The organism is Herbiconiux daphne (assembly GCF_024979295.1).
Lineage (GTDB): Bacteria > Actinomycetota > Actinomycetes > Actinomycetales > Microbacteriaceae > Herbiconiux > Herbiconiux daphnes.
Genome location: NZ_JANLCJ010000007.1, coordinates 99,168 through 119,362, shown reverse-complemented (window position 1 = coordinate 119,362; position 20,195 = coordinate 99,168). Strand labels below are relative to the sequence as shown.

Annotated in this window: 18 protein-coding genes; 4 read left to right on the top strand and 14 right to left on the bottom strand. The window is 70.1% G+C overall.

Annotation, left to right across the window (positions count from 1 at the left end):
• Positions 1 to 69: 69 nt before the first annotated feature.
• Genes N1032_RS17835 through N1032_RS17795 form a run of 9 tightly spaced genes read right to left on the bottom strand, consistent with a single transcriptional unit; the run spans position 70 to position 9,447 of the window.
• A complete protein-coding gene (locus N1032_RS17835) occupies positions 70 to 1,050 on the bottom strand; it encodes a glycosyltransferase family 2 protein (protein WP_259540550.1) in 981 nt (326 codons plus the stop codon).
• Positions 1,047 to 2,381, bottom strand: a complete 1,335-nt coding sequence (locus tag N1032_RS17830; protein ID WP_259540549.1) for a wax ester/triacylglycerol synthase family O-acyltransferase — start codon at positions 2,379 to 2,381, stop codon at positions 1,047 to 1,049. The genes N1032_RS17835 and N1032_RS17830 overlap by 4 nt, the downstream gene beginning before the upstream one ends.
• Positions 2,382 to 2,393: 12 nt before the next feature.
• Entirely contained in the window at positions 2,394 to 3,074 is a 681-nt protein-coding gene (locus tag N1032_RS17825; RefSeq protein ID WP_259540548.1) for a 4'-phosphopantetheinyl transferase family protein, read from the bottom strand.
• The gene (locus tag N1032_RS17820; RefSeq protein WP_259540547.1) at positions 3,071 to 3,349 is read right to left on the bottom strand and encodes an acyl carrier protein; all 279 of its coding nucleotides are present in this window, start codon (positions 3,347 to 3,349) and stop codon (positions 3,071 to 3,073) included. Before N1032_RS17820 ends, N1032_RS17825 begins: the two co-directional genes overlap by 4 nt.
• 35 nt (positions 3,350 to 3,384) lie before the next feature.
• Positions 3,385 to 5,106, bottom strand: a complete 1,722-nt coding sequence (locus tag N1032_RS17815) for an AMP-binding protein (RefSeq protein ID WP_259540546.1) — start codon at positions 5,104 to 5,106, stop codon at positions 3,385 to 3,387.
• 25 nt (positions 5,107 to 5,131) lie between these two features.
• Positions 5,132 to 6,859 carry a fatty acyl-AMP ligase gene (locus N1032_RS17810; protein WP_259540545.1) on the bottom strand — a complete coding sequence of 576 codons (1,728 nt, stop codon included), beginning with the start codon at positions 6,857 to 6,859 and terminating at the stop codon, positions 5,132 to 5,134.
• The gene (locus N1032_RS17805) at positions 6,856 to 7,869 is read right to left on the bottom strand and encodes a glycosyltransferase family 2 protein (RefSeq protein WP_259540544.1); all 1,014 of its coding nucleotides are present in this window, start codon (positions 7,867 to 7,869) and stop codon (positions 6,856 to 6,858) included. The genes N1032_RS17810 and N1032_RS17805 overlap by 4 nt, the downstream gene beginning before the upstream one ends.
• A 1-nt stretch (position 7,870) precedes the next feature.
• Complete coding sequence (locus N1032_RS28315) at positions 7,871 to 8,470, bottom strand: acyltransferase (protein ID WP_310795964.1); 600 nt, start codon at positions 8,468 to 8,470, stop codon at positions 7,871 to 7,873.
• On the bottom strand, positions 8,467 to 9,447 hold the full coding sequence (locus N1032_RS17795) for a glycosyltransferase family 2 protein (protein ID WP_259540543.1): 981 nt from the start codon (positions 9,445 to 9,447) through the stop codon (positions 8,467 to 8,469). The genes N1032_RS28315 and N1032_RS17795 overlap by 4 nt, the downstream gene beginning before the upstream one ends.
• Positions 9,448 to 9,714: 267 nt before the next feature.
• Here N1032_RS17795 and N1032_RS17790 point away from each other — a divergent pair, with 267 nt between their 5' ends.
• Genes N1032_RS17790 through N1032_RS17775 form a run of 4 tightly spaced genes read left to right on the top strand, consistent with a single transcriptional unit; the run spans position 9,715 to position 15,029 of the window.
• A complete protein-coding gene (locus tag N1032_RS17790; protein ID WP_259540542.1) occupies positions 9,715 to 10,881 on the top strand; it encodes a hypothetical protein in 1,167 nt (388 codons plus the stop codon).
• A gap of 10 nt (positions 10,882 to 10,891) precedes the next feature.
• A complete protein-coding gene (locus N1032_RS17785; RefSeq protein ID WP_259540541.1) occupies positions 10,892 to 12,454 on the top strand; it encodes an O-antigen ligase family protein in 1,563 nt (520 codons plus the stop codon).
• Entirely contained in the window at positions 12,451 to 13,302 is an 852-nt protein-coding gene (locus N1032_RS17780) for a glycosyltransferase (protein WP_259540540.1), read from the top strand. Before N1032_RS17785 ends, N1032_RS17780 begins: the two co-directional genes overlap by 4 nt.
• A complete protein-coding gene (locus tag N1032_RS17775) occupies positions 13,299 to 15,029 on the top strand; it encodes a lipopolysaccharide biosynthesis protein (protein WP_259540539.1) in 1,731 nt (576 codons plus the stop codon). Before N1032_RS17780 ends, N1032_RS17775 begins: the two co-directional genes overlap by 4 nt.
• Positions 15,030 to 15,044: 15 nt before the next feature.
• On the opposite strand, the gene N1032_RS17770 is transcribed toward N1032_RS17775, so the two are convergent.
• The 5 genes from N1032_RS17770 to N1032_RS17750 all read right to left on the bottom strand — a co-directional run bounded on the left by N1032_RS17770 (position 15,045) and on the right by N1032_RS17750 (position 20,174).
• Positions 15,045 to 16,277, bottom strand: a complete 1,233-nt coding sequence (locus tag N1032_RS17770) for a hypothetical protein (RefSeq protein ID WP_259540538.1) — start codon at positions 16,275 to 16,277, stop codon at positions 15,045 to 15,047.
• Positions 16,274 to 17,218, bottom strand: coding sequence for a glycosyltransferase (locus tag N1032_RS17765; RefSeq protein ID WP_259540537.1), 945 nt, complete (start codon positions 17,216 to 17,218; stop codon positions 16,274 to 16,276). The genes N1032_RS17770 and N1032_RS17765 overlap by 4 nt, the downstream gene beginning before the upstream one ends.
• Before the next feature lie 66 nt (positions 17,219 to 17,284).
• On the bottom strand, positions 17,285 to 18,475 hold the full coding sequence (locus N1032_RS17760) for a glycosyltransferase (protein ID WP_259540536.1): 1,191 nt from the start codon (positions 18,473 to 18,475) through the stop codon (positions 17,285 to 17,287).
• Positions 18,472 to 19,029, bottom strand: a complete 558-nt coding sequence (locus N1032_RS17755) for an acyltransferase (protein WP_259540535.1) — start codon at positions 19,027 to 19,029, stop codon at positions 18,472 to 18,474. Before N1032_RS17755 ends, N1032_RS17760 begins: the two co-directional genes overlap by 4 nt.
• The gene (locus N1032_RS17750; RefSeq protein ID WP_259540534.1) at positions 19,026 to 20,174 is read right to left on the bottom strand and encodes a glycosyltransferase; all 1,149 of its coding nucleotides are present in this window, start codon (positions 20,172 to 20,174) and stop codon (positions 19,026 to 19,028) included. The genes N1032_RS17755 and N1032_RS17750 overlap by 4 nt, the downstream gene beginning before the upstream one ends.
• Positions 20,175 to 20,195 lie beyond the last annotated feature (21 nt).

Below are 20,195 nucleotides of genomic sequence, written 5' to 3'. Positions count from 1 at the left end.
ACCCTCAGAGTATTCGAGCCGCGCGGGGCGGAAACGGCTCGGGCCGAGGTGTGCGGCCATCGTTGCGGTTTACCGTAGCGGCGCGCTCTCGGTGGCGATCCGGTAGCCGCGCATCGCCAGCGCTCGCCGCAGCATGCGGGCGATGCCGTCTTGCACCTTCCACACCCGGATGCCGCCGGCCACCCGGTAGACGCCCGCCAGCAGTGCCTCGAGAGCGCCCGGTTCGTCGCGGCCGGCGATGCGGCGTTGCACCCACGCCAGCACACGGTTGTAGGAGCGGGGGATCACGATGATCGGCGTCAGCTGCGCGGGCCGCTCGCCCCAGCGGCGCTCGAGGTCGGCGATGGCGTGCCCCCGCGCGACGCACTCCCGCCGGTAGGCATCCAGTCCGCGGTCGTGGTGATGGGCCGCGCGGGCGTGCTCGTCGAAGTGCGCCGTGGCGCCGAGCTTCTCGAGCCGGAGGCCGAGGTCGAGGTCTTCGTTGTACTCGATGCGGATCGACGGCTTGAGCGCCTCGGCCCGCTCGTAGAGCGAGCGCGGGAGGCTGAGCGTGCCTCCCCAGAGCGACCGAAGCACCGTGCGCGAGTCGCCGCTGCGCCAGGCCTGCACCTGCCGCAGGTAGTCGCGGGCGTAGAGGTAGGTGGGTGCGGCATCCCGCCCCCTCCGCGCGGGCAGCGCGACGGGCATGAAGCCCTGCAGCACCCGGTCGCCGCCGGCCGCGTGGAACGCCCGATGCGCCTCGACGAACCCCGCCTGCGGCTCCACGTCGTCGTCGACGGCCAGCACCACGTCGCCGGTCGACGCCCGAAGGCCCCCGATGCGGGCCACGGCGAGGCCGACGTTCTGCGGCAGCTCGACCACGCGAACGCGCGGGTCATGGTCGTCGAGCACGGCGGCCCAGCCGGGATGCGGCCCGTCCAGCACGACCACGACCTCGTCGGCGTCTTGCGCCAGGTAGGCCGAGATCAGCGCCGGCAGCCGGTCGACACGGTGATAGGAGGGGATGACCACCGACAGGGTCGGCGGCCTCCCCGCACTCGACGGCGTCATGATCGGGTCTGGTCCTCCAGCCCCGTCATTCCCTCGTAGATGCGGCCCACGGTCGCGTCGACGTCGAGGGCGACGGGCATGTTCGCGCCGATGAAGAGCGAGCCGTTGTACATGATGCCGGCCGCGGCCAGCTGGTCGCGCCCGAGGCTGGCCGGAAACGGGATGATCGCCGACACCTCGCCGCCGCAGAAGTACTGCGGCCGCGAGACCCAGGGCAGCAGGGTGCTGTAACCGATCGGGAATCCGGGCACCGGCTTGCCGGCGAACACCGCGTCGCGGTCGGCCACCTGATCGTGCACCGAGCGCACCGTGACCTCGAGGTCGGCGTCGGCGTCTCCCGTCACCGCCATGTCGCGCACGTGGTTGCGCACGTGCGGGGCGTCGGCCGAGTGGTGCGACACCGGGAACCGCAGGCGCACGATGCGCTCCTCGCCGGGCCACGCGCCGATGATGGCGGCCACCTGCAGGTCGCTCACCGTGCCGCCGAGGGCTCGGGCGCGGCGCCCGACCTGGCTGGCGTCGACCTTGCGGTAGGCCGAGTGGATGGGCGGCAGCGAGAGCTCGCGGGCCGCGGCGCCGCCTCGCCCGTAGCGCAGCGGCAGCGTGATGCGCGCGGCCACCCGCCGGGCACGGCGCAGCAGGGGCTTCGACCAGTACGACGCCCACGCCGCCTTGCCGTCGGGCTGGCGCGCCCGCCACTGAGTGAACGCCAGACGCGGCAGCTGCCACGCCGACGCCGGCCGGATGCCCGCGAAGGGGTCGGTCGGGGCCGCCAGCGGCGCATCCGGCGTCTTCTGGCAGATCGACGAGAACATCTTCATGCCCGAGAGGCCATCGAGGCTGGCGTGGTGCATCACCATGCCGATCGCCACGTCTCCATCGCTGAGCTCGGTGACCCGCATGCGCCAGAGCGGATGCCGCAGCGACATCACCCCGTCGTAGGCGCCGGCGAGGCGCCGCAGGTCGGCCGTCGCCGGTTCTTCGACCGTGTCGGCGAAGAGCACGTGCCGGGAGAGGTCGAAGTCGTCGTCGGGCACCCAGGCGGGGGGAGTGAGCCCCAGGGCGGAGCGCTGCAGCCGCAGCCGGAAGTTCGCGCCGCTGCCCATCGTCGCCTCGATGTAGCCGAGGATCTTGACGCGGTCGAGCTTGCCGTCGTCTTGACGCAGCGGGGCGCCGTCGACGATGAAGAGACCGGGAACGTGCATGTTCTCGAACGAGATGTGGTTCGAGACGTAGCCCTCTTCCCAGATCTGCATGAACTCGGCATGCGGTTCGCGACTGGTGGGGCCGGTGACGGGGTCGAGGGTCGTCGTGCCATCGAGGGTGGGCATCGTGGTGCCTTTCTAGAACGTCAGTCGGTGGAGCAGGGGCTGCGCGTTCTCGTCGAGGATCGCGAGGTGGGCTTCGAACGGCGGCTCGGCCGCGGCGGCCGGATGCGCGGGCCCGGCCGCGGGAGCGGCTGCGGCCGAGAAGAGGGCGGTGGGGTCGGGCAGGTCGAGCACCATGGTGCGGAAGTCGCGGCGCGGGCCCGGGCGGCCGGGGCCGGCGCCCTGGGCCTTCACCACGGCCTCCTTGGCGGTCCACACGGTGGCGAGGTAGCGGCGGCGGGCGTCGCCCTGGAGGGTGGCGGCCACCTCTTCCTCGTGCGGCGTGCACATGCGGCGGGTGAGGCTCGCCGAGTCGAAGGCCGTGGAGGTGGCCGGCTCGATGTCGGCGCCCACCCGGGCGCCGCGGCAGGCCGCCACGAGGATGACCGGCCCGGTGTGCGAGATGCTCACGTCGGCGTCGGGAGCGCCCACGGGCTGCGGCTTCGACCAAGGGCCGGATCGCTCCAGCCCGCGCCACGCGAAGACGTCGCGGTCGGCCACCAGGCGGGCGAGCCACCGGTGCGCCGTGCGCGACACGTCGGCGCGCGTCGTCGACGGACTCGGGGCGTGCCCGAATCGCCAGAACACCTCGACGGACCCGATCAGCGCGCACCCGTCACGGGTGCCGCCTTCCGGATCCGTCGCCGCTTCGATCACGCTGATGCGATCCGCTCGTCGAGCGCGGTGGCGACCTGGCCGAGGGTCTCGAACTCGGCGAAGAACGTGGGGTCGATGCTGAGGCCGTAGGTGTCCTCGATGTCGCCGCACAGGGTCATCACGTAGATGGAGTCGAGACCGAGCTCGGTCAGCGGCGCGTCGAGCGTGACCTCCTCGGCGTCGACCTGGTTGTAGAGGCGGATGCGCTCGATCAGCCAGTCACCGGTGGACTGCGGGGTCGACTCGGTCTGGGGGCTGCTGCTTGCCTGGGACATGGTGTGTGCTCCTCGTGATCGGATCTGGTGGTTCTTCAGCGGGCCGAGGCGGATGCCGCGGCCGGGACTCCTGCGGGATGCAGGACGACGAGCTCGGCGTTGTCGAGCTGCTGGCGAGTGGGCTTGCGGCGGATCTTGCCGGTCGGCGTGCGCGGTAGGGAGCCGATGGGCGTGAGCGACACGGTGACCGACGGGATGGAGAACCGCTTCGTGACGGTCTCGGTGACGAGCGACGAGAGTTCGTCGAGGGTGACTCCCTCGGTGAGCTCCTCGTCGACCTCGACCACCACGCCGACCCCGGGCCGCGGCCCGCTCAGCTCGAACGCCGCGGCGATGCCGAGCGCGGGGGAGAGCGCGGCGGCGGCGGCCTCGATGTCCTGCGGGTAGATGTTGCGACCGCGGATGATGATGACCTCTTTGAGACGACCCGTGACGTAGAGCTCGCCGTCGAGGGTCGCGGCGAGGTCGCCCGACCGCATGTAGGAGCGATCGTCGCCCGCCAGGTGGAACCCGAACGTCTCGGCGGTCGCCTCGGGTCGCTCGAAGTAGCCGGGCGACACGACCGGCGACGAGATCCACAGCTCGCCGACCTGCCCGTCGGACACCTCGACCAGACGGTCGGGGTCGACGATCTTGAGCGTCGTGCGCGGAAGCGGGTGCCCGACCGAGACCAGCTCGATCGAGCCGTCGCCCTCCGCCGCGACGAGTTCGCCGGTCTCGAGAAGGCCGGCGTCGAAGTAACGGGTGACGAAGTCGTCGTCGTAGGGCTTCATCGTGATGAGCATGGCCTCGGTCATGCCGAGTGCCGGCGCGATCGTCGACGAGCGCAGGCCCGTCGACGCGAATCGGTCGAGGAACGCCTGAACGGTCTCGGGGCGCACGGGCTCGCTGCCCGAGATCGTCCATTCGAGGCTCGAGAGGTCGAGCGCGGCGATCTGTTCGTCGGTCGCGAGCTGCGCGCACAGGCCGAACGCGAAGTTGCCGGCCGCGGTGGCGGTGCCCCGGTGGTCGCTGATGAGCTGCAGCCAGAACAGGGGCCGGCGCTGGAACTGCTCGGGCGACGTGGCGACGCTCTGCACGCCCGCCGTCGCCGGCGTCAGCACCTCGAGGCAGAGCCCCATGGCGTGGTGCATCGGCAGCCAGCCGACGAACGTCGACTCGGGACCGAAGTTCATCGCCTCCGCCACGACGTAGGAACTGGCGAGCAACCCGCCGTGGGTGCCGATGACCCCCTTGGGGTCGCCGGTCGAGCCCGACGTGAACATCAGCAGCGCGGTCGACCCGGCATCGATCGCCGGCTTCTCCCAGGCCGCGGCGTCGCCCGTGGCGAGAAGCGACTCGATGGTCAGCACCGCGACGCCGAGGTCGTCGGCGGCGTCGCCGAGCAGGTCGACCACCGACGCATCCGCTATGAGCACCGCCGCCTTCGACGCGACCGCGAGCCCCGTGATCCGGCCGGCCAGCCCAGGACCCGCCGCCGGGGTGGGCACCATCGCGAGGCCGGCGTAGAGCGCGCCGTAGAGGCCATCGGCCCAGGCCAGTCCGGGCTGCAACGCCACCACGGCCGCGTCGCCGGGGCCGTATCCGGCAACCGCGATGGCCTGCGCGATCGTGCGCGCATGCTCGTCGAGGCTGGCGTAACCGCGGTAGTCGCTCGAGTCAGGGCTGGCATAGAACACGATGCCGCGGTCGTCGCCCCGGGTGAGGGCGGTGGACTGCAGGGCGTCGACGAGGGTTTCGGGCGGGGTTCGGGTCATGAACGGGTGGCTCCTCGGGTAGGGGTCAGGGGGTGTTGGCGTGAACGGGGTTGAAGCCGCTCGACGAGAGGGCGGGCAGGGCGCCCGCTTCGATCTGCTGGCGGGTCGGCTGCCGGCGCACCTTGCCGGTGGGGGTTCGCGGCAGAGCGCCCTCGGGCACGATCATCACGGCGAGCGACGGCAGCGAGAAGCCGGCGACGATGGTCTCGCGCACCTGGGCGGCCAGCGCGTCGGGATCGGTGTCGCCCAGCGCCTCGGCCGACGCCTCGAACGCGAGTCCGACGACCGACGGATGCCCCGCCAGCTCGAACGCGGCGCCGATGCCGACCGCGGGGTGCACGGTGCGGGCGGCTGCCTCGATGTCCTGCGGGTAGAGGTTGCGCCCGCGGATGATGATCATCTCCTTCAGGCGGCCGGTGACGTAGAGCTGGCCGTCGATCACGGCGGCCAGGTCGCCGGTGCGCATGTAGGCGTTGTCGTCGCCCGGCAGTTTCAGGCCGAACGTCTCGGCGGTGGCATCCGGGCGGCGGAAGTAACCGGGCGACACCGACGCCGAGGCGACCCAGATCTCGCCGACCTCGCCGTCGGGAACCACGGCCAGGGTCTCGGGGTCGACGATCCGCACGTGGATGTTGTCGGGCCAGCGGCCGCACGACACCCACTCCACGCTGCCCTCGCCCGTGGAGGGCACGAGGTGCCCGGCCTGCAGCTCGGCGCTGTCGAAATGACTGATGACGAGGTCGTCTTCGGGGAACTTGCCCGAGATCATCATGGCCTCGGTCATGCCCATGACGGGTGCGACCATCTTCTCGGTGATGCCGGTCGGCGCGAAGCGCGCGAGGAAGGCGCGCAGGGTGCTCGGCCGCACCGGCTCGCTGCCCGAGAACAGGCTGATCAGGCTCGACAGGTCGAGGTCGGCGATCTGCTCGTCGGTGGCGAGCTGGGTGACGAGGTCGAACGCGAAGTTGCCGGCCGGGCTCATCGTGCCGCGGTGCTTGCTGATCAGCTGCAGCCAGAAGATCGGGCGGCGCTGGAACAGCTCGGTCGCGCAGGCGATGGCCTGGGCGCCGTTGACGGCGGGGAAGATCACCTGCGTCGCGAGACCCATGATGTGGTGCATCGGCGCCCAGCCCACGATGGTGGCATCGCGGTTGCTCTGGAAGAGCACTCCGGTGGTCTGGGCCGTGGCCACCACGTTGCGGTGGGTCGTGATGACGCCCTTGGGGTCGCCCGTGGAGCCCGACGTGAAGAGCAGGTAGGCGATGGTGTCGCCGTCGATGGCCGGTTGCTCCCAGGCGTCGGCGTCGCCCTCGGCGAGCACGTCTTCGAGCACGAGCACCGGAATGCCGATGTCGGCGATGGTGTCGCCGAGCCGGTCGATCACCTTGGTGTCGACGAGCAGGGCCGAAGCCTCGGATGTCGCGGCGATGCGGGCGACGGTGTGCCCGAGCTGCGGGCCCGTTCCGTAGCCGGCGACGGGGGCCGGCACGAAGGCGAGCCCTGCGTACATGGCGCCGAACGCGGCATCCGCCACCTGCAGGGCGTCGGTCAGGCCGATGACGACGGTGTCGCCCACGCCGAGCCCGCGTTTCGCCAGCGCGTTCGCGATGCGGCGCGCGTTCTCGTCGAGGTCGGCATACCCGCGGTAGGTCGTGGTCTCGGGCGTGCTGTAGTAGAGGATTCCGTGGTCGTTGCCGAGATCGCGCGCGCTTTTGCGCAATCCGTCCACTACCGTGATGATCTCCTGCGTCATGGCCGTGCTCCTTCTGCCGATCGTGTATTGCGGTCGTCGGTGCTGTGCTGCTGGTCGTGAGAGACGGGGAGCCCGAAGAGCCGCTCCTTCGCCGCCGGGTAGCCGTCGCGCCACTGGCGCCGTGAGCGCCAGACGACGGCCCAGGTCGAGTCGGATCGGCGCCGCGCGAGAGCGGGCACCGCGCGCACGAGGGCGCCGAGCTGAAGAAGACGGATGCCGACGGTGGCGGCAGGGCGGCCCCAGGCGGTGCGCAGCACGGTCGCCTTGCCGGCCATCACCATCGACATCTTGCGGCCGCTCGAGGCCGTCGACCCGCCGACGGCGTGGATGATCGTGGCGCCGGGAACGACCACCGGTCGCATGCCGGCCTTGCGGGCGCGGTCGGAGAACTCGGCGTCTTCGCCGTAGAGGAAGAAGTGCTCGTCCATGCCGCCGAGCGCGTTCCAGTCGTCGCGCGAGGTGAGCAGCAGGCATCCGGTGATGATCGGCACCTCACGCAGGGTGTCGCGGTTCCAGTGCCCGAGCGACTCGGGGTCGAACAGGGTAGACCGCTTGAACACCGTCGAGAGCCCGAGGGCGAACGAGGTCAGCGACCACAGCGTCATGGCCCCCCAGCACGAGCTCGGGTCGGTGCTGCCGTCGGGCCGAAGGGTGCGCCCGCCGTAGATGCCGTGCTGCGGATGCTCCACGGCGAACGCGAACAGGTTGTCGACCGCCTTCTCGAGCACGATGGTGTCGGGGTTGAGCAGCAGCACCCACGGCGCGCTCGAACGGGCCACGCCGAGGTTGACGCCGGCCGCGAAGCCGAGGTTCTCACCCGCCTCGACGACCTCGATCGAGGGGAACGCCTCGCGCAGGGCCTCGGCACTGCCGTCGACCGAGCCGTTGTCGACCACCACGACCTCGAGCGGAACGGATGTCGCGTCGAGCAGACTGCGCACGCTCGCCGAGGTCTCGACCTTCGTGTTGTAGTTCACGATGATCACGGCGACCTGCGGGGGAGTGCTCACGTCAGCCTCCCGCGCCCGTGCCGGCGGGCGCGGATCCGGTGGCGAGGGTCTCGCTAGAGTCAGCCGCCGCGGGCTCGACTCCGCCGCGCCATCCGATCACCCGGGCCGGAACACCGCCGACGATCGCCAGCGCAGGCACGTCTTTGGTGACCACGGCGCCCGCGGCCACCACCACGTGGTCGCCGATGGTGACGCCCGCGAGCACGACGGTGTTCGCGCCGAGCCACACGTCGCGGCCGATGGTGATGTCGCGCTCGATCTTGGGCTGGTCCATCACGAACTCGCCGAGCTCGGTGCCGTAGTTCGAGGCGGTGATGGTGACGTGGGGGGCGAGCAGGCACTTCTCGCCGAAGGTGATGCGACCCGAGGTGTTGCCGGCCCAGATGATGCTGTGCTCGCCGATGTGGGTGCCCGCGCCGATGGTGATGCGCTCGCCGTTGCGGAACGACACGTTGGGCGCGAAACTGACGTTCGCGCCGCGGTTCAGCAGTCGCACCGGCTGCACGTGGGAATAGGAGGCGAAGTGCAGCAGCCGGAACGCCTGCGCATAGGTGCGCGGGTCGAGGAACGAGCGCACGACGCCCTGAAGCTTGCCGCTCATGCAGCCGCCCCGTCGGTGCTGACGAGCACGACCGGTTGCGGCGGCTGCACGTCGACGAACACGCCGCCCGCGCGCGGGATGCCGTAGGCCTCGCGAAGGCCCCCGACGATCGAGCGCAGGTAGACGCTCTGGCCGCGGCGGGTGCGCTTGTTGCGCAGTCGCCGCACGTAGCGGCTCACGCCGCGCCGGGCGATGAGCGCCGTGAGAGCGATGCCGCTGCGGGGCGAGGTGCGCAGCCACTTGGCGCACATCGCGCCGATGCCGAGGCCGTAGTTGCGGTTGAGTTGCACGTAGTCGTCGTCGCTCCGGGTGTAGAGGTGGGTGACGACGGATGCCGGCACCCGCACGATCTCGCGGCCCGAGTGCAGCACGCGGCAGAAGGCGTCCATGTCTTCGGCGCCACCGAACCGCCGGCCCGCACCGAGCACGGGATCGAAGGCGCCGACTTCGATCAGCGCGGCGCGGCGGAACGCCATCAACGCGCCGTGGCCGGCATCCAGCCCCTCGGTGGTGCGGTGCAGGTGCTCCTCCGACGGCGCGGGCAGCGGTGAGCCCGAGGCGCTCGCGTCGCGCAGCGAGCCGGTGACGGCGCCGACCACGGGAAAGATGAACGGATGGATCAAAGGCTCGAGAAAACCGGGCTCGACCGCGCAGTCGTCGTCGGTGTAGACCACGATCTCGCGCTCGGTGCTCGCGAGCCCCAGGTTGCGGGCGATCGAGAGGCCGGGCACGTCGCTGCGCACGAAGCGCACGCCCGCCGCGGCCGCGGTGTCGGCGGTGGCGGCGGAGCGTGAACCGGAGTCGACGACGAGGATGTCGGCGCCGGGTCCGAGCGCCGTCTTCAGGGCCTCCAGGGCGTGCGCCAGCATCTCGGGCCGGTCGCGCGTGCAGAGCACCACGGTCACGTCGTCGCGGGTCCAGCGGCGCGACGGAACGTCGGCTTCACCGCCGTGGAGCCGTGCTGTCGGCTCGGACATGAGGGCTCCCCTCCCCTTAGTCTCCTGTCAAGATGATCGCCCCCACAGCTCACGCCTTGCGAATCTCGACCTTACCTGCAATGGTGAGGCCGGGTCTACGGTGTGACTTTTGTTGTCTTGTGCCGTTCACACAGTTGAAACACATTACTGTCATTGTTGAGTGCCTATCGCAAACCCGCGTCGATGCAATACCTACATCGGTCGCAAACACAGTGCTCCAACCCCGGGGGAAACGCGTACATGGAAAGACCTACCTACCTTCAGCGATTGCTGAGGCAGAAGATCCTGCTGATCATCGGCATCGTCGTGGCAATCGCTGCGGGCCTGCTGGCCGGCTTCACCATCACCGACGGGCACATCGAATCCCGCGTGGTGCGCACCTATCAGGCGAGTTCGACCGTGCTGCTGTCAGCGCCGACGCCCACCTACTACCAGGTGGAGATCCCCGGCTCGGTCACCGAGGTGCCGCAGGCCGACCCGGCCGCCGACCCCAATGCCGCAGCCGCGCCCGATCTCATCCAGAACCCGGCGACCCCCATCGACCTGGCCAGCTCGGCCATCATCCTGGCCTACATCGCCTCGAGTGACGAAGTGTCCGACGGCGTCAGCGCGGCCATCGGCGGTCTCGAAGATGGCGACGCGATCACCGCGGTGCGGCGCACCACGCAGCCCGCGGGCGACGAGGCGTTCGGCGGCCGGCTGCAGCTGCCGATCGTCAACATCGTCGGCGTGTCGACCTCGGCCGAACGCGCCGAAGAGATCGCCAACCAGGCCACGAAGGTGTTCGGCGACCTGGTCTCGGCCCAGCAGGCCGAGTGGGGCGTTCCCGAAGACATCCGCCTGACGCTCGACGAGCTGAACGCGCCCAAGGCCGACGCCGGCACCGGCAGCAACCCGGCCATCCCCGTCATCATCGTGGCCCTCGGAGTGTTCCTGCTCTTCGTGGCCATCGCCCTCGTCATCGAGGCCATCCGTGAGCGCCGTCGCAAGTCGGGCGCAGATGCCGGTGAGCCCGACGACGACCTGTCGCCCGACGACGACGCCGCCGTGGTTCCCGTGGCCGCGACCTCGCGCGCCGGTCGCTCGAAGAGCTCCGACACGCCGCTGGCGACGACCCCGGCCGCCACCACGCCCGTGGTCGCCGCTCCGGTGGTCGCTGCCCCGGTCGCTACCGCGACTCCGGATGTCGCGCCGCCGGTCAGCGCCGCCGCCAAGCCCTCGCGCTCGTCGAAGGCGTCGCGGAGTGCCGAGCCCGAGGGCACCGCGGTGTTCGACGAGCTCGACGACTCGCTCTCCGAAGGCCCCGACGAGAACCCGGATGCCGGCCCCTCGACCAGCACGCCATCCGGCCGGCTGACCCGCCGCCAGGTGCGGGCTCTCGGCCCCACGACCGACGACTCGGCGCCCGGAACCACCGATTCCACCCGCGGCTAGGACGCCCGCGATGGCCGACGTGACGACCCCGCAGCGCGAGCGAGCCCACCGGCCCGCTCGCGACCGCGGGCCGCGCGTTCTCACCACCATCGCCATCGCGATCGTGGTGACCGCGGTCGTCGTGGTGGCGGTGCTCTTCCTCGAACCGCTCATCGTGGGCGGCGTGCTGCTGGTGGTCTGCGGTCTCTACGTGTTCCGCCGGGCGGTGTTCAACTGGACGACCATGCTGTTCGTGCTGACGGCGGTCATCCTCTTCATCCCGATCCGCCGCTACGCCCTGCCGATTCCGGTCGGGTTCGCGCTCGAGCCCTACCGGGTCACCATCGCCGCACTGTTGGTGGCTCTCGGCGTGCACCTGTTCGTGCGCGGCCGCAAAGACTGGAAGCCCGTGGTGTGGGGCTGGCCGATCGCGATCTTCCTGTGGACCGCGTTCGCGTCGCTCATGGTCAACGCCGTGGCCATAACCGAGACCGGCCTGGTCACCGCCGGTTTCGCCAACATCTTCCAGCTCGCGTTCCTGCTGTCGACCATCGTGATCTTCCGGCAGATGCTCTCGAGCGAGGCCATCACCACGATCCTGCTCAACGTCATCGTGTTCGGCGGAGCCTTCATCGGCATCTCCGCCTTCCTCGAGCGCGTCACGCACCGCAACATCTTCCTCATGCTCAACCAGTTCCTGCCGCTGGAGATCCTGCGCGACGACGCCGAGTCGCTGCGAGCGGGTGGAGCCCGCGCGTTCGGGTCGGCGCAGCATCCGATCGCCCTGGCCGTGCTGTTCTGCATGATCATTCCGCTGGCGATCTACCTGATGAAGTTCAGCCCCTGGCCCAAGTTCCAGTTCACGCGCATCCTGGTCTACTCGGCCGCGATCGGGCTCATGATGATCGGCCTGCTCTCGGCGGTCTCGCGCACCGGGATCGTGGCGCTCGGCGTCATGTTCCTGTTCATCCTGCTCGTGCGGCCGAAACTCGCCGGCCTGCTGGCGGTGGTGGGCCTGCCGGTCGTGATCGTGGTGGGCCTGATCTTCCCGGCCCTGTTCGAGTCGACCGTGCTCTCGCTCTTCGACCTGCAGGGTCTCGTGGCCTCGCAGACGACCTCGGTCGGTCTGGCAGGTCAAGGCCGGCTCGCCGACCTGCCGGAGGCTTTCGCCCAGTTCGGGCAGAACCCGCTCGCGGGCACCGGCCTCGGCAGCCGCATCGTGGTGGGCCCCGAAGCGAACTCGCAGATTCTCGACAACCAGTGGCTCGGTAGCCTGCTCGAGACGGGCATCATCGGCGTGCTGGGCCTCATCGCCCTGCTGGTGTGGCCCATCGTCGTGATGGTGCGGTTCTCGTTCCGCCGTGGCGTGCCCGAGCAGCGGGCCATGCTCGTGCTGGCGGTCACCACGTCGGCCATCGGCTACGCCACGTCGATGTTCTTCTACGACGCCTTCGCGTTCATGCAGACCCTGCTGCTGCTGTCGCTGCTGCTCGCCATCGGCGCCTGGGCCATGACCTTCCAGTCCGAGTCGTGGGGCGGTGTCTACGGCCTCGCGAAGCCGCGTGCTCGCGAGCGCGCGCTGGTGCGATCGTGACCCGCATCTCGGTGGTCGTGCCGGCGCACGACGAAGAGGCGTTGCTCCCGGTCGCCCTGCGGCACCTGCTCGACGTGCCGCGCGAGCAGCTCGACCTGATCGTGGTGGCCAACGGATGCACCGACGGCACGGCCGCGCGGGCTCGTGAGTTCGGCGCTGCGGTGCGGGTGCTCGAGATTCCCGAGGCCTCGAAGATCAAGGCCCTGAACGCCGGCAGCCGCGCGGTCGACGCCTACCCGGTGGCCTTCGTCGACGCCGACGTCTCGGTGGCCGGCTCCGACCTGCTCGCCCTCGCCGAACTGCTCACGTCGACGGGCGCCGAGGTGGCCTCGCCCACCCTGCGGGTGCTGCCGTCGCGCTCGTGGTGGGTGCGGCAGTACTACCGCGTCTGGGCGCTCACCGACTACCGCACGAGCGGGCACATCGGCTCGGGCATCTACATGCTGAGTGAGGCGGGCCGCGCGCGTTTCGACGAGTTCCCCGACGTGATCGCCGACGACCTCTTCGTGCAGCGCCTGTTCGCGCCCGAGGAGCGGTGCGTCGCCGACAGCCTCACGTTCTCGGTGACCGCTCCCGGCTCGCTCGCCACCCTGGTGCGGCGCAACACCCGCATCGCGGCCGGAAACAGCCAGATCGCCCGCGTGTTCCCCGACCTCGCGCCGCCCCCGCCGTCGGCCGGAGCCCGGTCGCTCGTGCGCCGGGTGGCCCGCCGACCGTGGCTGTGGCCCGGTTTCGTGGTCTACTCAGTGGTGCACGTCGTCACCCACCGACGCGCACGACGCCTGACGGCCGACGATCGGCCGATCTCGTGGAACCGAGACGAGACAACCCGGAAGGGCAGTTCATGAGTGCACCCACGAATCTGGCGCATCGCGCCGTTCGCGGCGTCTTGGTCACCACCGGTGGCCTGTGGGGACGGGCGCTGCTGCAGACGGTCTCGACGGTCGTTCTCGCCCGTCTTCTGACCCCGGCCGACTTCGGTCTGATCGCGATGGTCGGGGCCGTGATGGGCCTCGCCGAGCTCGTGCGCGACTTCGGCATGACCGGCGCCATCATCCAGGCCCAGAACCTCACCGAGAAGGTGTGGCAGAGCCTGCTCTGGCTGTCGGTGCTGATCGGCATCGTGCTCTCGGTGATCATCGCCCTGTGTGCCCCGCTGATCGCCGCGCTCTACAACGAGCCGCGTCTGGTGGGTGTGACGCTGCTGATGGCGCCAGGCGTCTTCCTGAGCGGCTTGGTGATGCCGCTGCAGGCCCGCGCCACGAAGGAGCTGCGCTTCGGCACCCTCGCGTCGCTCGACATCGGCACCATGGCGCTCGGCGTCGTGGCCGGCATCATCACCGCGCTGCTCGGCTGGGGCTACTGGTCGCTCGTGGCCATGGCCGGTGCGCAGTTCATCGTGCGCCTCGTGGTGCTCTGGGCCATCGTGCGGCCGAAGGTCGGCGCCCCCCGCATCGTGCGCGACGCCTGGAAGCTGATGGGCACGGGCGGCAGCATCTTCGGTGCCGAGCTGCTCGGCTACGCCGAGAAGAACCTCGACAACGTCATCATCGGTGCGAGCCTCGGCCCCACCGCCCTCGGTCAGTACTCGCGGGCCTACGCGCTGTTCCTGCTGCCCCTGCAGCAGATGAACGGCCCGCTCGGCCGCGTGGCCCTGCCGGTGCTCAGTTCGCTGCGCGACGACGGAGAGCGCTACCGCCGCTACATCCGCAGCGCCGTGCTGGTGATCGGCTACCTCACGCTTCCCACCTACGCCATCGCGGCCGGCGTCGCCCAGCCGCTCGTGCGTCTCTTGCTCGGCCCGAACTGGGAGACGGCGGCCACGCTGTTCAGCCTGTTCGCCATCGCCGGCTTCGGGCAGGCCATCGGCCGGCTGCGCACCTGGCTCTACATATCGCTCGGCCGCTCGCACCGCCAGTTCCTCTACGACCTGGTGGCCCGCCCGATCGTCATCGGCGGCTACTTCTTCGGCATCTTCTGGGGCGGCCTCAACGGCCTGGTCATCACCTACGGCGTGCTCACGCTGCTGCTGCTGATCCCCGGCTTCGCCTGGGCCATCTCGGGCACCTTCATGAAGGGCAAAGACATCTGGGGCCCGCTCGTGCGGCCCGCGATCATGGCCCTCATCGCCTTCGCGGCCTCATTCGGCATCTCGCGGCTCGTGCCCACCCCGATCGCCCTGCTCGAAGTGCTGGTCGGATGCTTCGCCGCCCTGTTCGCCGTGGCGCCGCTGTTCCTCATTCCCGGCTACCGTCGGGACTTCAGCAACCTGCTTCAGTTCGTGCAGCGCATGCGCAAGCCCAAGAAGCCCGCCGCCGCGGCCGGCGAGGGTGCCGACGGCGAGGGCCCCGAGGTCGTCGACGAGTCGCAGCTGGTCGTTCCGGTCGAGCCCGAGACCTTCGCCGAGGCGGCGATGGACGAGGGCTACGTGCGCGAAGAGCTCAGCGCGATCGAAGAGGGCGAGCGCCGGCACGAGCACGAACACGCCGGCGGCCGCCGTAACCCGCCGCACGACGAGCACTCACCGGCCCGTGAGCCGCGCGGGCGCCACGTGCGCGACGACGACCAGGCCTGAGCCCGGCCGCGGCCCCTACCAGCTCCAGAGCGCCCGCAGGGTCGAGATCTCGTAGTCGGGAATGGCCTGCTGGCCCATGATCTGCTCGCGCGTCCACTCGGCGACCGACGGGTCGACGATCCAGGCGCCGGATTCACGGGGCTGCTGCGAGTCGGTCGGCGCGTAGCTGAGGGTCGAGTTCTGCACCTGGGTGAACCCCATGCGGCCGATCGCCCCGGCGACGACCGTGTCGGTCAGGCGCACGTCTTGGCAGTCGCCCGAGAAGGCGTTGGGGTCGCCCGGGTAGTCGCCTGGGCGCAGCGGGTAGACCTGCCAGGGCAGCTGCCCGCCCAGAATGAGGCAGTGGCGGTATTCGGCGAGCGTGAGCTTGTCGTCGAGCAGCTCGGCCGCGTTCGACGAACCGTAGTCGACGCAGTCGGTGGTGGTGACGGGCCCGAACACGCCCGTGCCGGTGCCCTCGAGCTGAATGGTGTCGCAGTGGGAGTCGTCGCCGTCGGGCTTCACCGAGGGCCCGAACACACAGCCGTCGCGGGTGAGGTTCACCATCGGGAAGGTCTCGATCGGGCGCACGCCCACGGTGTCGTCGCTGTTCTGCCGAAAGCCCAGCACGAGCTCGAAGAGCGCGATGTCGCGCCCGCCGCGGGTGATGCTCATGGCGTCGAACCGGCCCCAGCCCACCTGCACGTTCTGGCATCGGGTCATGGTGAAGGCGCCGCTGCCCACGAAGCCGAACAGCGACACCCGGGCGCTCTGGTCGATGCGGATGCCGGTGCTCGCGAACGCCACGCTGCCGAAGCCGTCGAGGGGGCACACCACGACGTTTCTCGTCCACGCCGGGTTGCCCACGTTCGTGAGCACGGCCGGAGCCGACGAGCCCGCGCCGCCGCCGGCGAGCGTGCCGGGCTTGACCCGGATGATGACGCCGGCCGCCACCTCTTCGGCGAGCAGCCCCTGGATGGTGCGGCCGATGTCTTGCCAGCTGCACTCCGCCACGAGCTCCGTGGCGGCCCGCTCACCGAGCCACGGCACGTCGTCGGGGTAGTGGGTGCCGTTGGGGCCGAACGACGTCACCCGCGTGGGGCGCTCAGAGGTCGGCCCGCCGCCGGCCGCTTCCGTCGCGGCGGGCGACGGAGCGGTGGCTGACGGGCCGGGGACTACGCGATCGTCTGAACACGCCACCACGGTTCCGGATGCAGCCAGAACCAGTGATCCTTTCAGCAGCGTGCGTCGGTCGATCTCACGTGTCATGTAGTCCCTCGTGGCACCCGCAGATAGAACGGCGGCGGAGGAACCGTGTGGATGCTGCTTCGGCTTGCTTCGACGATATCATCCAGCGTGAGGTCCTCCGGCGCGCGCATGGTCGCCAGACCGCGTCGCTGGAGCTCGCGGGCCACCTGCAGCTGGTGGTCGTCGATGTGCTCGTTGTGCGCCGTGAGACGCGGGATCATCACGGGGTGCTTGCCGGCGCGCAGCGCCGTCAGCGCCCCACCGACACCCGAGTGGCTGATCACGACGTCGGCCTCACGGATGGCGGCTTTCAGCTCGTCGTAGGGCACACTGGCCCGCCCGTCGATGCCGAGGCCCGAGACATCCAGGTCGCCGGTCTGCCAGAGCACCTCGTCGAAATCGGCGACCAGCGGCACCACGGCTTCGATCATGCGGGGGAAGGGGTAACCCTCCTGCGTGCCGACCGAGACCACGGCGCGCTTGGGCATGGCGTCGGTGGCGACATCCGGGCCCGGAGCGAACTCGTCGAACACCGACCCGCGGTACTCCCAGCGCTCGTCGGCCCACACGGGGTACTGGCAGTAGGTGTTGATGCGCTTGAAGCGCGAGATGAGCTTGCCGGTGAGCGAGGGCCCGTCGGCGCGCGCGGCGCTCTCGATGTAGTGCGTGGTGACGCCGCGCAGCGCGGCATTGGGCAGAAACGCCACGGCGGGGCTCGAGCCCGTGCTGATCACCTCGGTGAACGTGCCCTTCGAGAGCACCTTCTGGGCCAGCACCACGAGCTTCGCGAAGTTCTTGAGGTCGCGGGGCGCCGTGAACGGTGCCCAGATCACCTCACGGCCGGCGAGCAACGATTCGCTGAGACCGTTCTGGAACGTGACCCACACCTGCTGCTCGGGCGCATAGCCGATGCGCTCGACGAAACTGTCCAGCTGCCGTAGGTGTCCACCCCCAGAACACACCAATAGAACCTTGCCACTCGGAATCATTGTGTTCTCCTCTTTCTAGTGCCCGTCGGGAGGCGGGCGCTAAATTCCCCACAGCAGTGCGAGTATCTCCTCGTGTCGTCTCGACCACGCGTTGGCCTTGAGGAACTCCTGCCGTTGGGTTTCGGTGAGAGGTCCCTGCGCCAGCGCGGGGTCGACGAGATCGATGAAGTCCGAGACCGTGTCTGCGAGATGGACATGGTCTCCCAATCCGCGCACGGGACGCAGATCGGTGGCGAGCACGGGCTTGCCGGCTGCCAGGTATTCGTACACCTTGAGCGGGCTCATCGCCTCGGTCAAGGGTGTGCGTCGGTGGGCGAGCAGTGTCAGCTCGCTGTTGCGCAGCACGGCGACGACTTCGCGTCGGCCGACTTTGCCGCGGATGTGCACGTTGGGCAGGTCTTTGAGCTCAGCGATGTAGTGCGCACTCGGCGCCGGGCCCACCAGCACGATGTGCAGTTCGGGTTTCGCGCGCGCGAGCGCGGTGAGCCCGTCGATGTCGAGGCGCGAGTCGAGCGTGCCCACGTAGGTGGCGCGCGGCCCGGGAATGCGGCCGAACCACTCGGGCGGCTCGGGCAGTTCGCCCTCCCACTCCTGCACCTCGATGCCGTTCGGCACCACGCGATGCGGGCCGCGGGGCTCGATGCGGTCGATGATCTCCTGCGACACCGCGGCCACGGCCCGGCCGCTCTCGGAGATGCGGCGGTAGGCCTCTTGATAGGCCGGCCAGTAGCGCCGGCGCGCCGGCGAGCTCAGCCAGTCGTCGCGGGCGTAGTAGAGCGCGGGGCCGGCCCAGTCGAGCGAGGTGAAGCCGCCCACAAGCGGGTTGGCCGTGACGATGGCGGGCGTGACGAGACCGGCCGCTGATGCCGCGTTCTCGAGCTTGTGCTCATAGGCGCGGTAGACGCGCTCGATGGCCTGCAGGTCGGTCGGGTCGGCGCGCGCGAACCGCATCGGGCTCACGTGCTGCATCTTCTCGGAGTCGCGCGGACGGTAACGGAAGTCGATCAGGAATCGCGCCCAGTTCGTGGCCCACGACCGGTAGGGGTCGGCCACGACGAGCCGGCGCACCTCGGGTGACTGCATCAGCATGGCGACGAGCCGGTCGGGCGGCCGCATCATGCCGCGCTTCTGCGCGTCGGCGAACGATTCGTAGGAGAACGTGAAGACGAAGTCCTTGGGGTTCACAGCTGGGCCGCCCGGGGTCATGGGGTTGGGTTCGGCGAGAGTCATGCCAGCTCCCGGATGACTCGTGCGGGCACTCCCGCAGCCACCGTGTGGTCGGGCACGTCATCGCGCACGACGCTGTTCGCTCCGATCACGGCCCCCCGGCCGATCGTGACCCCCGGCAGCACCACGACGTTCTGCCCGAGCCACGCCCCGCGGCGGATGACGACGGGCGCCACCCTGTCGATGGGCTGGTCGCGCACCGGCAGGTCGAGGTCGCTGAAGCCGTGGGAGTGGTCGGAGATGTAACAGCCCCGGGCCATGGCCACGGCCTCTTCGATCTCGACGTGCGAGACGGCTGAGATCGAGGTCTGATTCATGCGCACGCGGTCGTGCAGAATCAGGTTGGGCCCGGGGGAGTGCTGCTCGGGCACGATGAGCCACGACTGGGCGCCGATCAGCACCCGGTCGCCGATGCTCATGTGCTGGGTTCCGCTCAGGCGGGTGGGCAGCAGGATGCGCGAGTTCTTGCCGAACCGGGCGAAGCCCGATGCGGCCAGCTTGCTGAAAGCGAAATCGCGCGCGCGCTGAGCCCCGAGCATCAGTTCGAGTGTGTTCATGCCGCGGCCTCCTTGTTCTCGGTCACCAGGGTGGGTGATGGGGGAGAGCGGAAGGCTTCGACGGCGCCGTCGATTTCTTCGTGATCGAGCACTGCCAGGGTGAGCAGCGCGAGTCGGGTGATGTAGTCGTTCTCGGCGAGACCTCGGGATGTCGCGACCGCGAGCCCGCCCTCGGCGCGCGTGTTGCGCGCGAGCCGGGCACGGAGTGCGGTGGCGAAGGCTTGGGCGTCACCCACGGGCACCAGGGCGGCATCCGCGTCGGTGACGTATTCGTCGATGCCGCCGGCGTCGCTGACGATGAGCGGGATGCCGGCGGAGATGGCCTCGATGGCCACGGTGCAGCCCGAGGCGTGGTGGTTGTCGCGCAGCGGCAGAGCCGCGATCGACGACGACGCATAGGCCTCGAGCACGAGCCGCTGTGGGCTCGAGCGCACGTGCACGTTGCTCGGCCAGGTGCGCTCGCGCACGGTGCTGGCCAGCGAGATGATGTCGAAGTCGGCCTCGGGAACGAGACGGGTGACTTCGAGCAGCAGGTCCCAGTCGCGGTGGCGGTCGTTGCCGACCACCAGCACCCGCGGGGGAGTGGGCAGCGCGGCATCCGTCGGTGCCGGCGTCGCGAATCGCGAGCCGAACGGAAGGCGCAGAACCTTTCGGCCGGGAACCAGGCGACGCGAGTCGTCGCGGTTCACCCGGCTCAGCACCAGCTCCACGGCGTGCCGGCGCAGCAGCGACCGGAACACCCGGGCGCGCAGGCCCGAGATGCCGGGCCACAGGTCCCAGAGCCACACCGACTGGGCGATGCTCACGGCCCGGTAGCGTCGCGGAGCGAGGGCCTTGATGAGGGCGACGGCGAGGTGCTCGCGCTCGGTGTGGGTCCAGACGGCGTCGACCCGTTTGATCACGTGGCGGTTGCGCCAGACGTGCACGAAGTCGAAGCCGACGAACCTCTTCACCGACATGCGCCACCAGCGGGAGAGGTGGCCCTCGACGCGGTCTGTCGACCACTCGAGGGCGAACCACTCCTCTGCCAGATGGTAGGCGTAAGGGGTTTCATCGGCCACTTCGCCCTTGGCGTAGCGCAGGCGCCACGTCTCAGGGCTGAAACCGAACCCGAGGATGACGCCGACTTTGCGTTGCTGTGTCATGCGTCACCCCCGCCGGTTGTT

What these genes read in the sequence shown, in the direction of transcription:
- N1032_RS17835 (WP_259540550.1), bottom strand. Translation starts at nt 1,050, where the DNA reads ATGACGCCGTCGAGTGCGGGGAGGCCGCCGACCCTGTCGGTGGTCATC.
- N1032_RS17830 (WP_259540549.1), bottom strand. Translation starts at nt 2,381, where the DNA reads ATGCCCACCCTCGATGGCACGACGACCCTCGACCCCGTCACCGGCCCC.
- N1032_RS28315 (WP_310795964.1), bottom strand. Translation starts at nt 8,470, where the DNA reads ATGAGCGGCAAGCTTCAGGGCGTCGTGCGCTCGTTCCTCGACCCGCGC.
- N1032_RS17795 (WP_259540543.1), bottom strand. Translation starts at nt 9,447, where the DNA reads ATGTCCGAGCCGACAGCACGGCTCCACGGCGGTGAAGCCGACGTTCCG.
- N1032_RS17760 (WP_259540536.1), bottom strand. Translation starts at nt 18,475, where the DNA reads ATGACTCTCGCCGAACCCAACCCCATGACCCCGGGCGGCCCAGCTGTG.
- N1032_RS17815 (WP_259540546.1), bottom strand. Translation starts at nt 5,106, where the DNA reads ATGACCCGAACCCCGCCCGAAACCCTCGTCGACGCCCTGCAGTCCACC.
- N1032_RS17770 (WP_259540538.1), bottom strand. Translation starts at nt 16,277, where the DNA reads ATGACACGTGAGATCGACCGACGCACGCTGCTGAAAGGATCACTGGTT.
- N1032_RS17820 (WP_259540547.1), bottom strand. Translation starts at nt 3,349, where the DNA reads ATGTCCCAGGCAAGCAGCAGCCCCCAGACCGAGTCGACCCCGCAGTCC.
- N1032_RS17785 (WP_259540541.1), top strand. Translation starts at nt 10,892, where the DNA reads ATGGCCGACGTGACGACCCCGCAGCGCGAGCGAGCCCACCGGCCCGCT.
- N1032_RS17810 (WP_259540545.1), bottom strand. Translation starts at nt 6,859, where the DNA reads ATGACGCAGGAGATCATCACGGTAGTGGACGGATTGCGCAAAAGCGCG.
- N1032_RS17755 (WP_259540535.1), bottom strand. Translation starts at nt 19,029, where the DNA reads ATGAACACACTCGAACTGATGCTCGGGGCTCAGCGCGCGCGCGATTTC.
- N1032_RS17775 (WP_259540539.1), top strand. Translation starts at nt 13,299, where the DNA reads ATGAGTGCACCCACGAATCTGGCGCATCGCGCCGTTCGCGGCGTCTTG.
- N1032_RS17750 (WP_259540534.1), bottom strand. Translation starts at nt 20,174, where the DNA reads ATGACACAGCAACGCAAAGTCGGCGTCATCCTCGGGTTCGGTTTCAGC.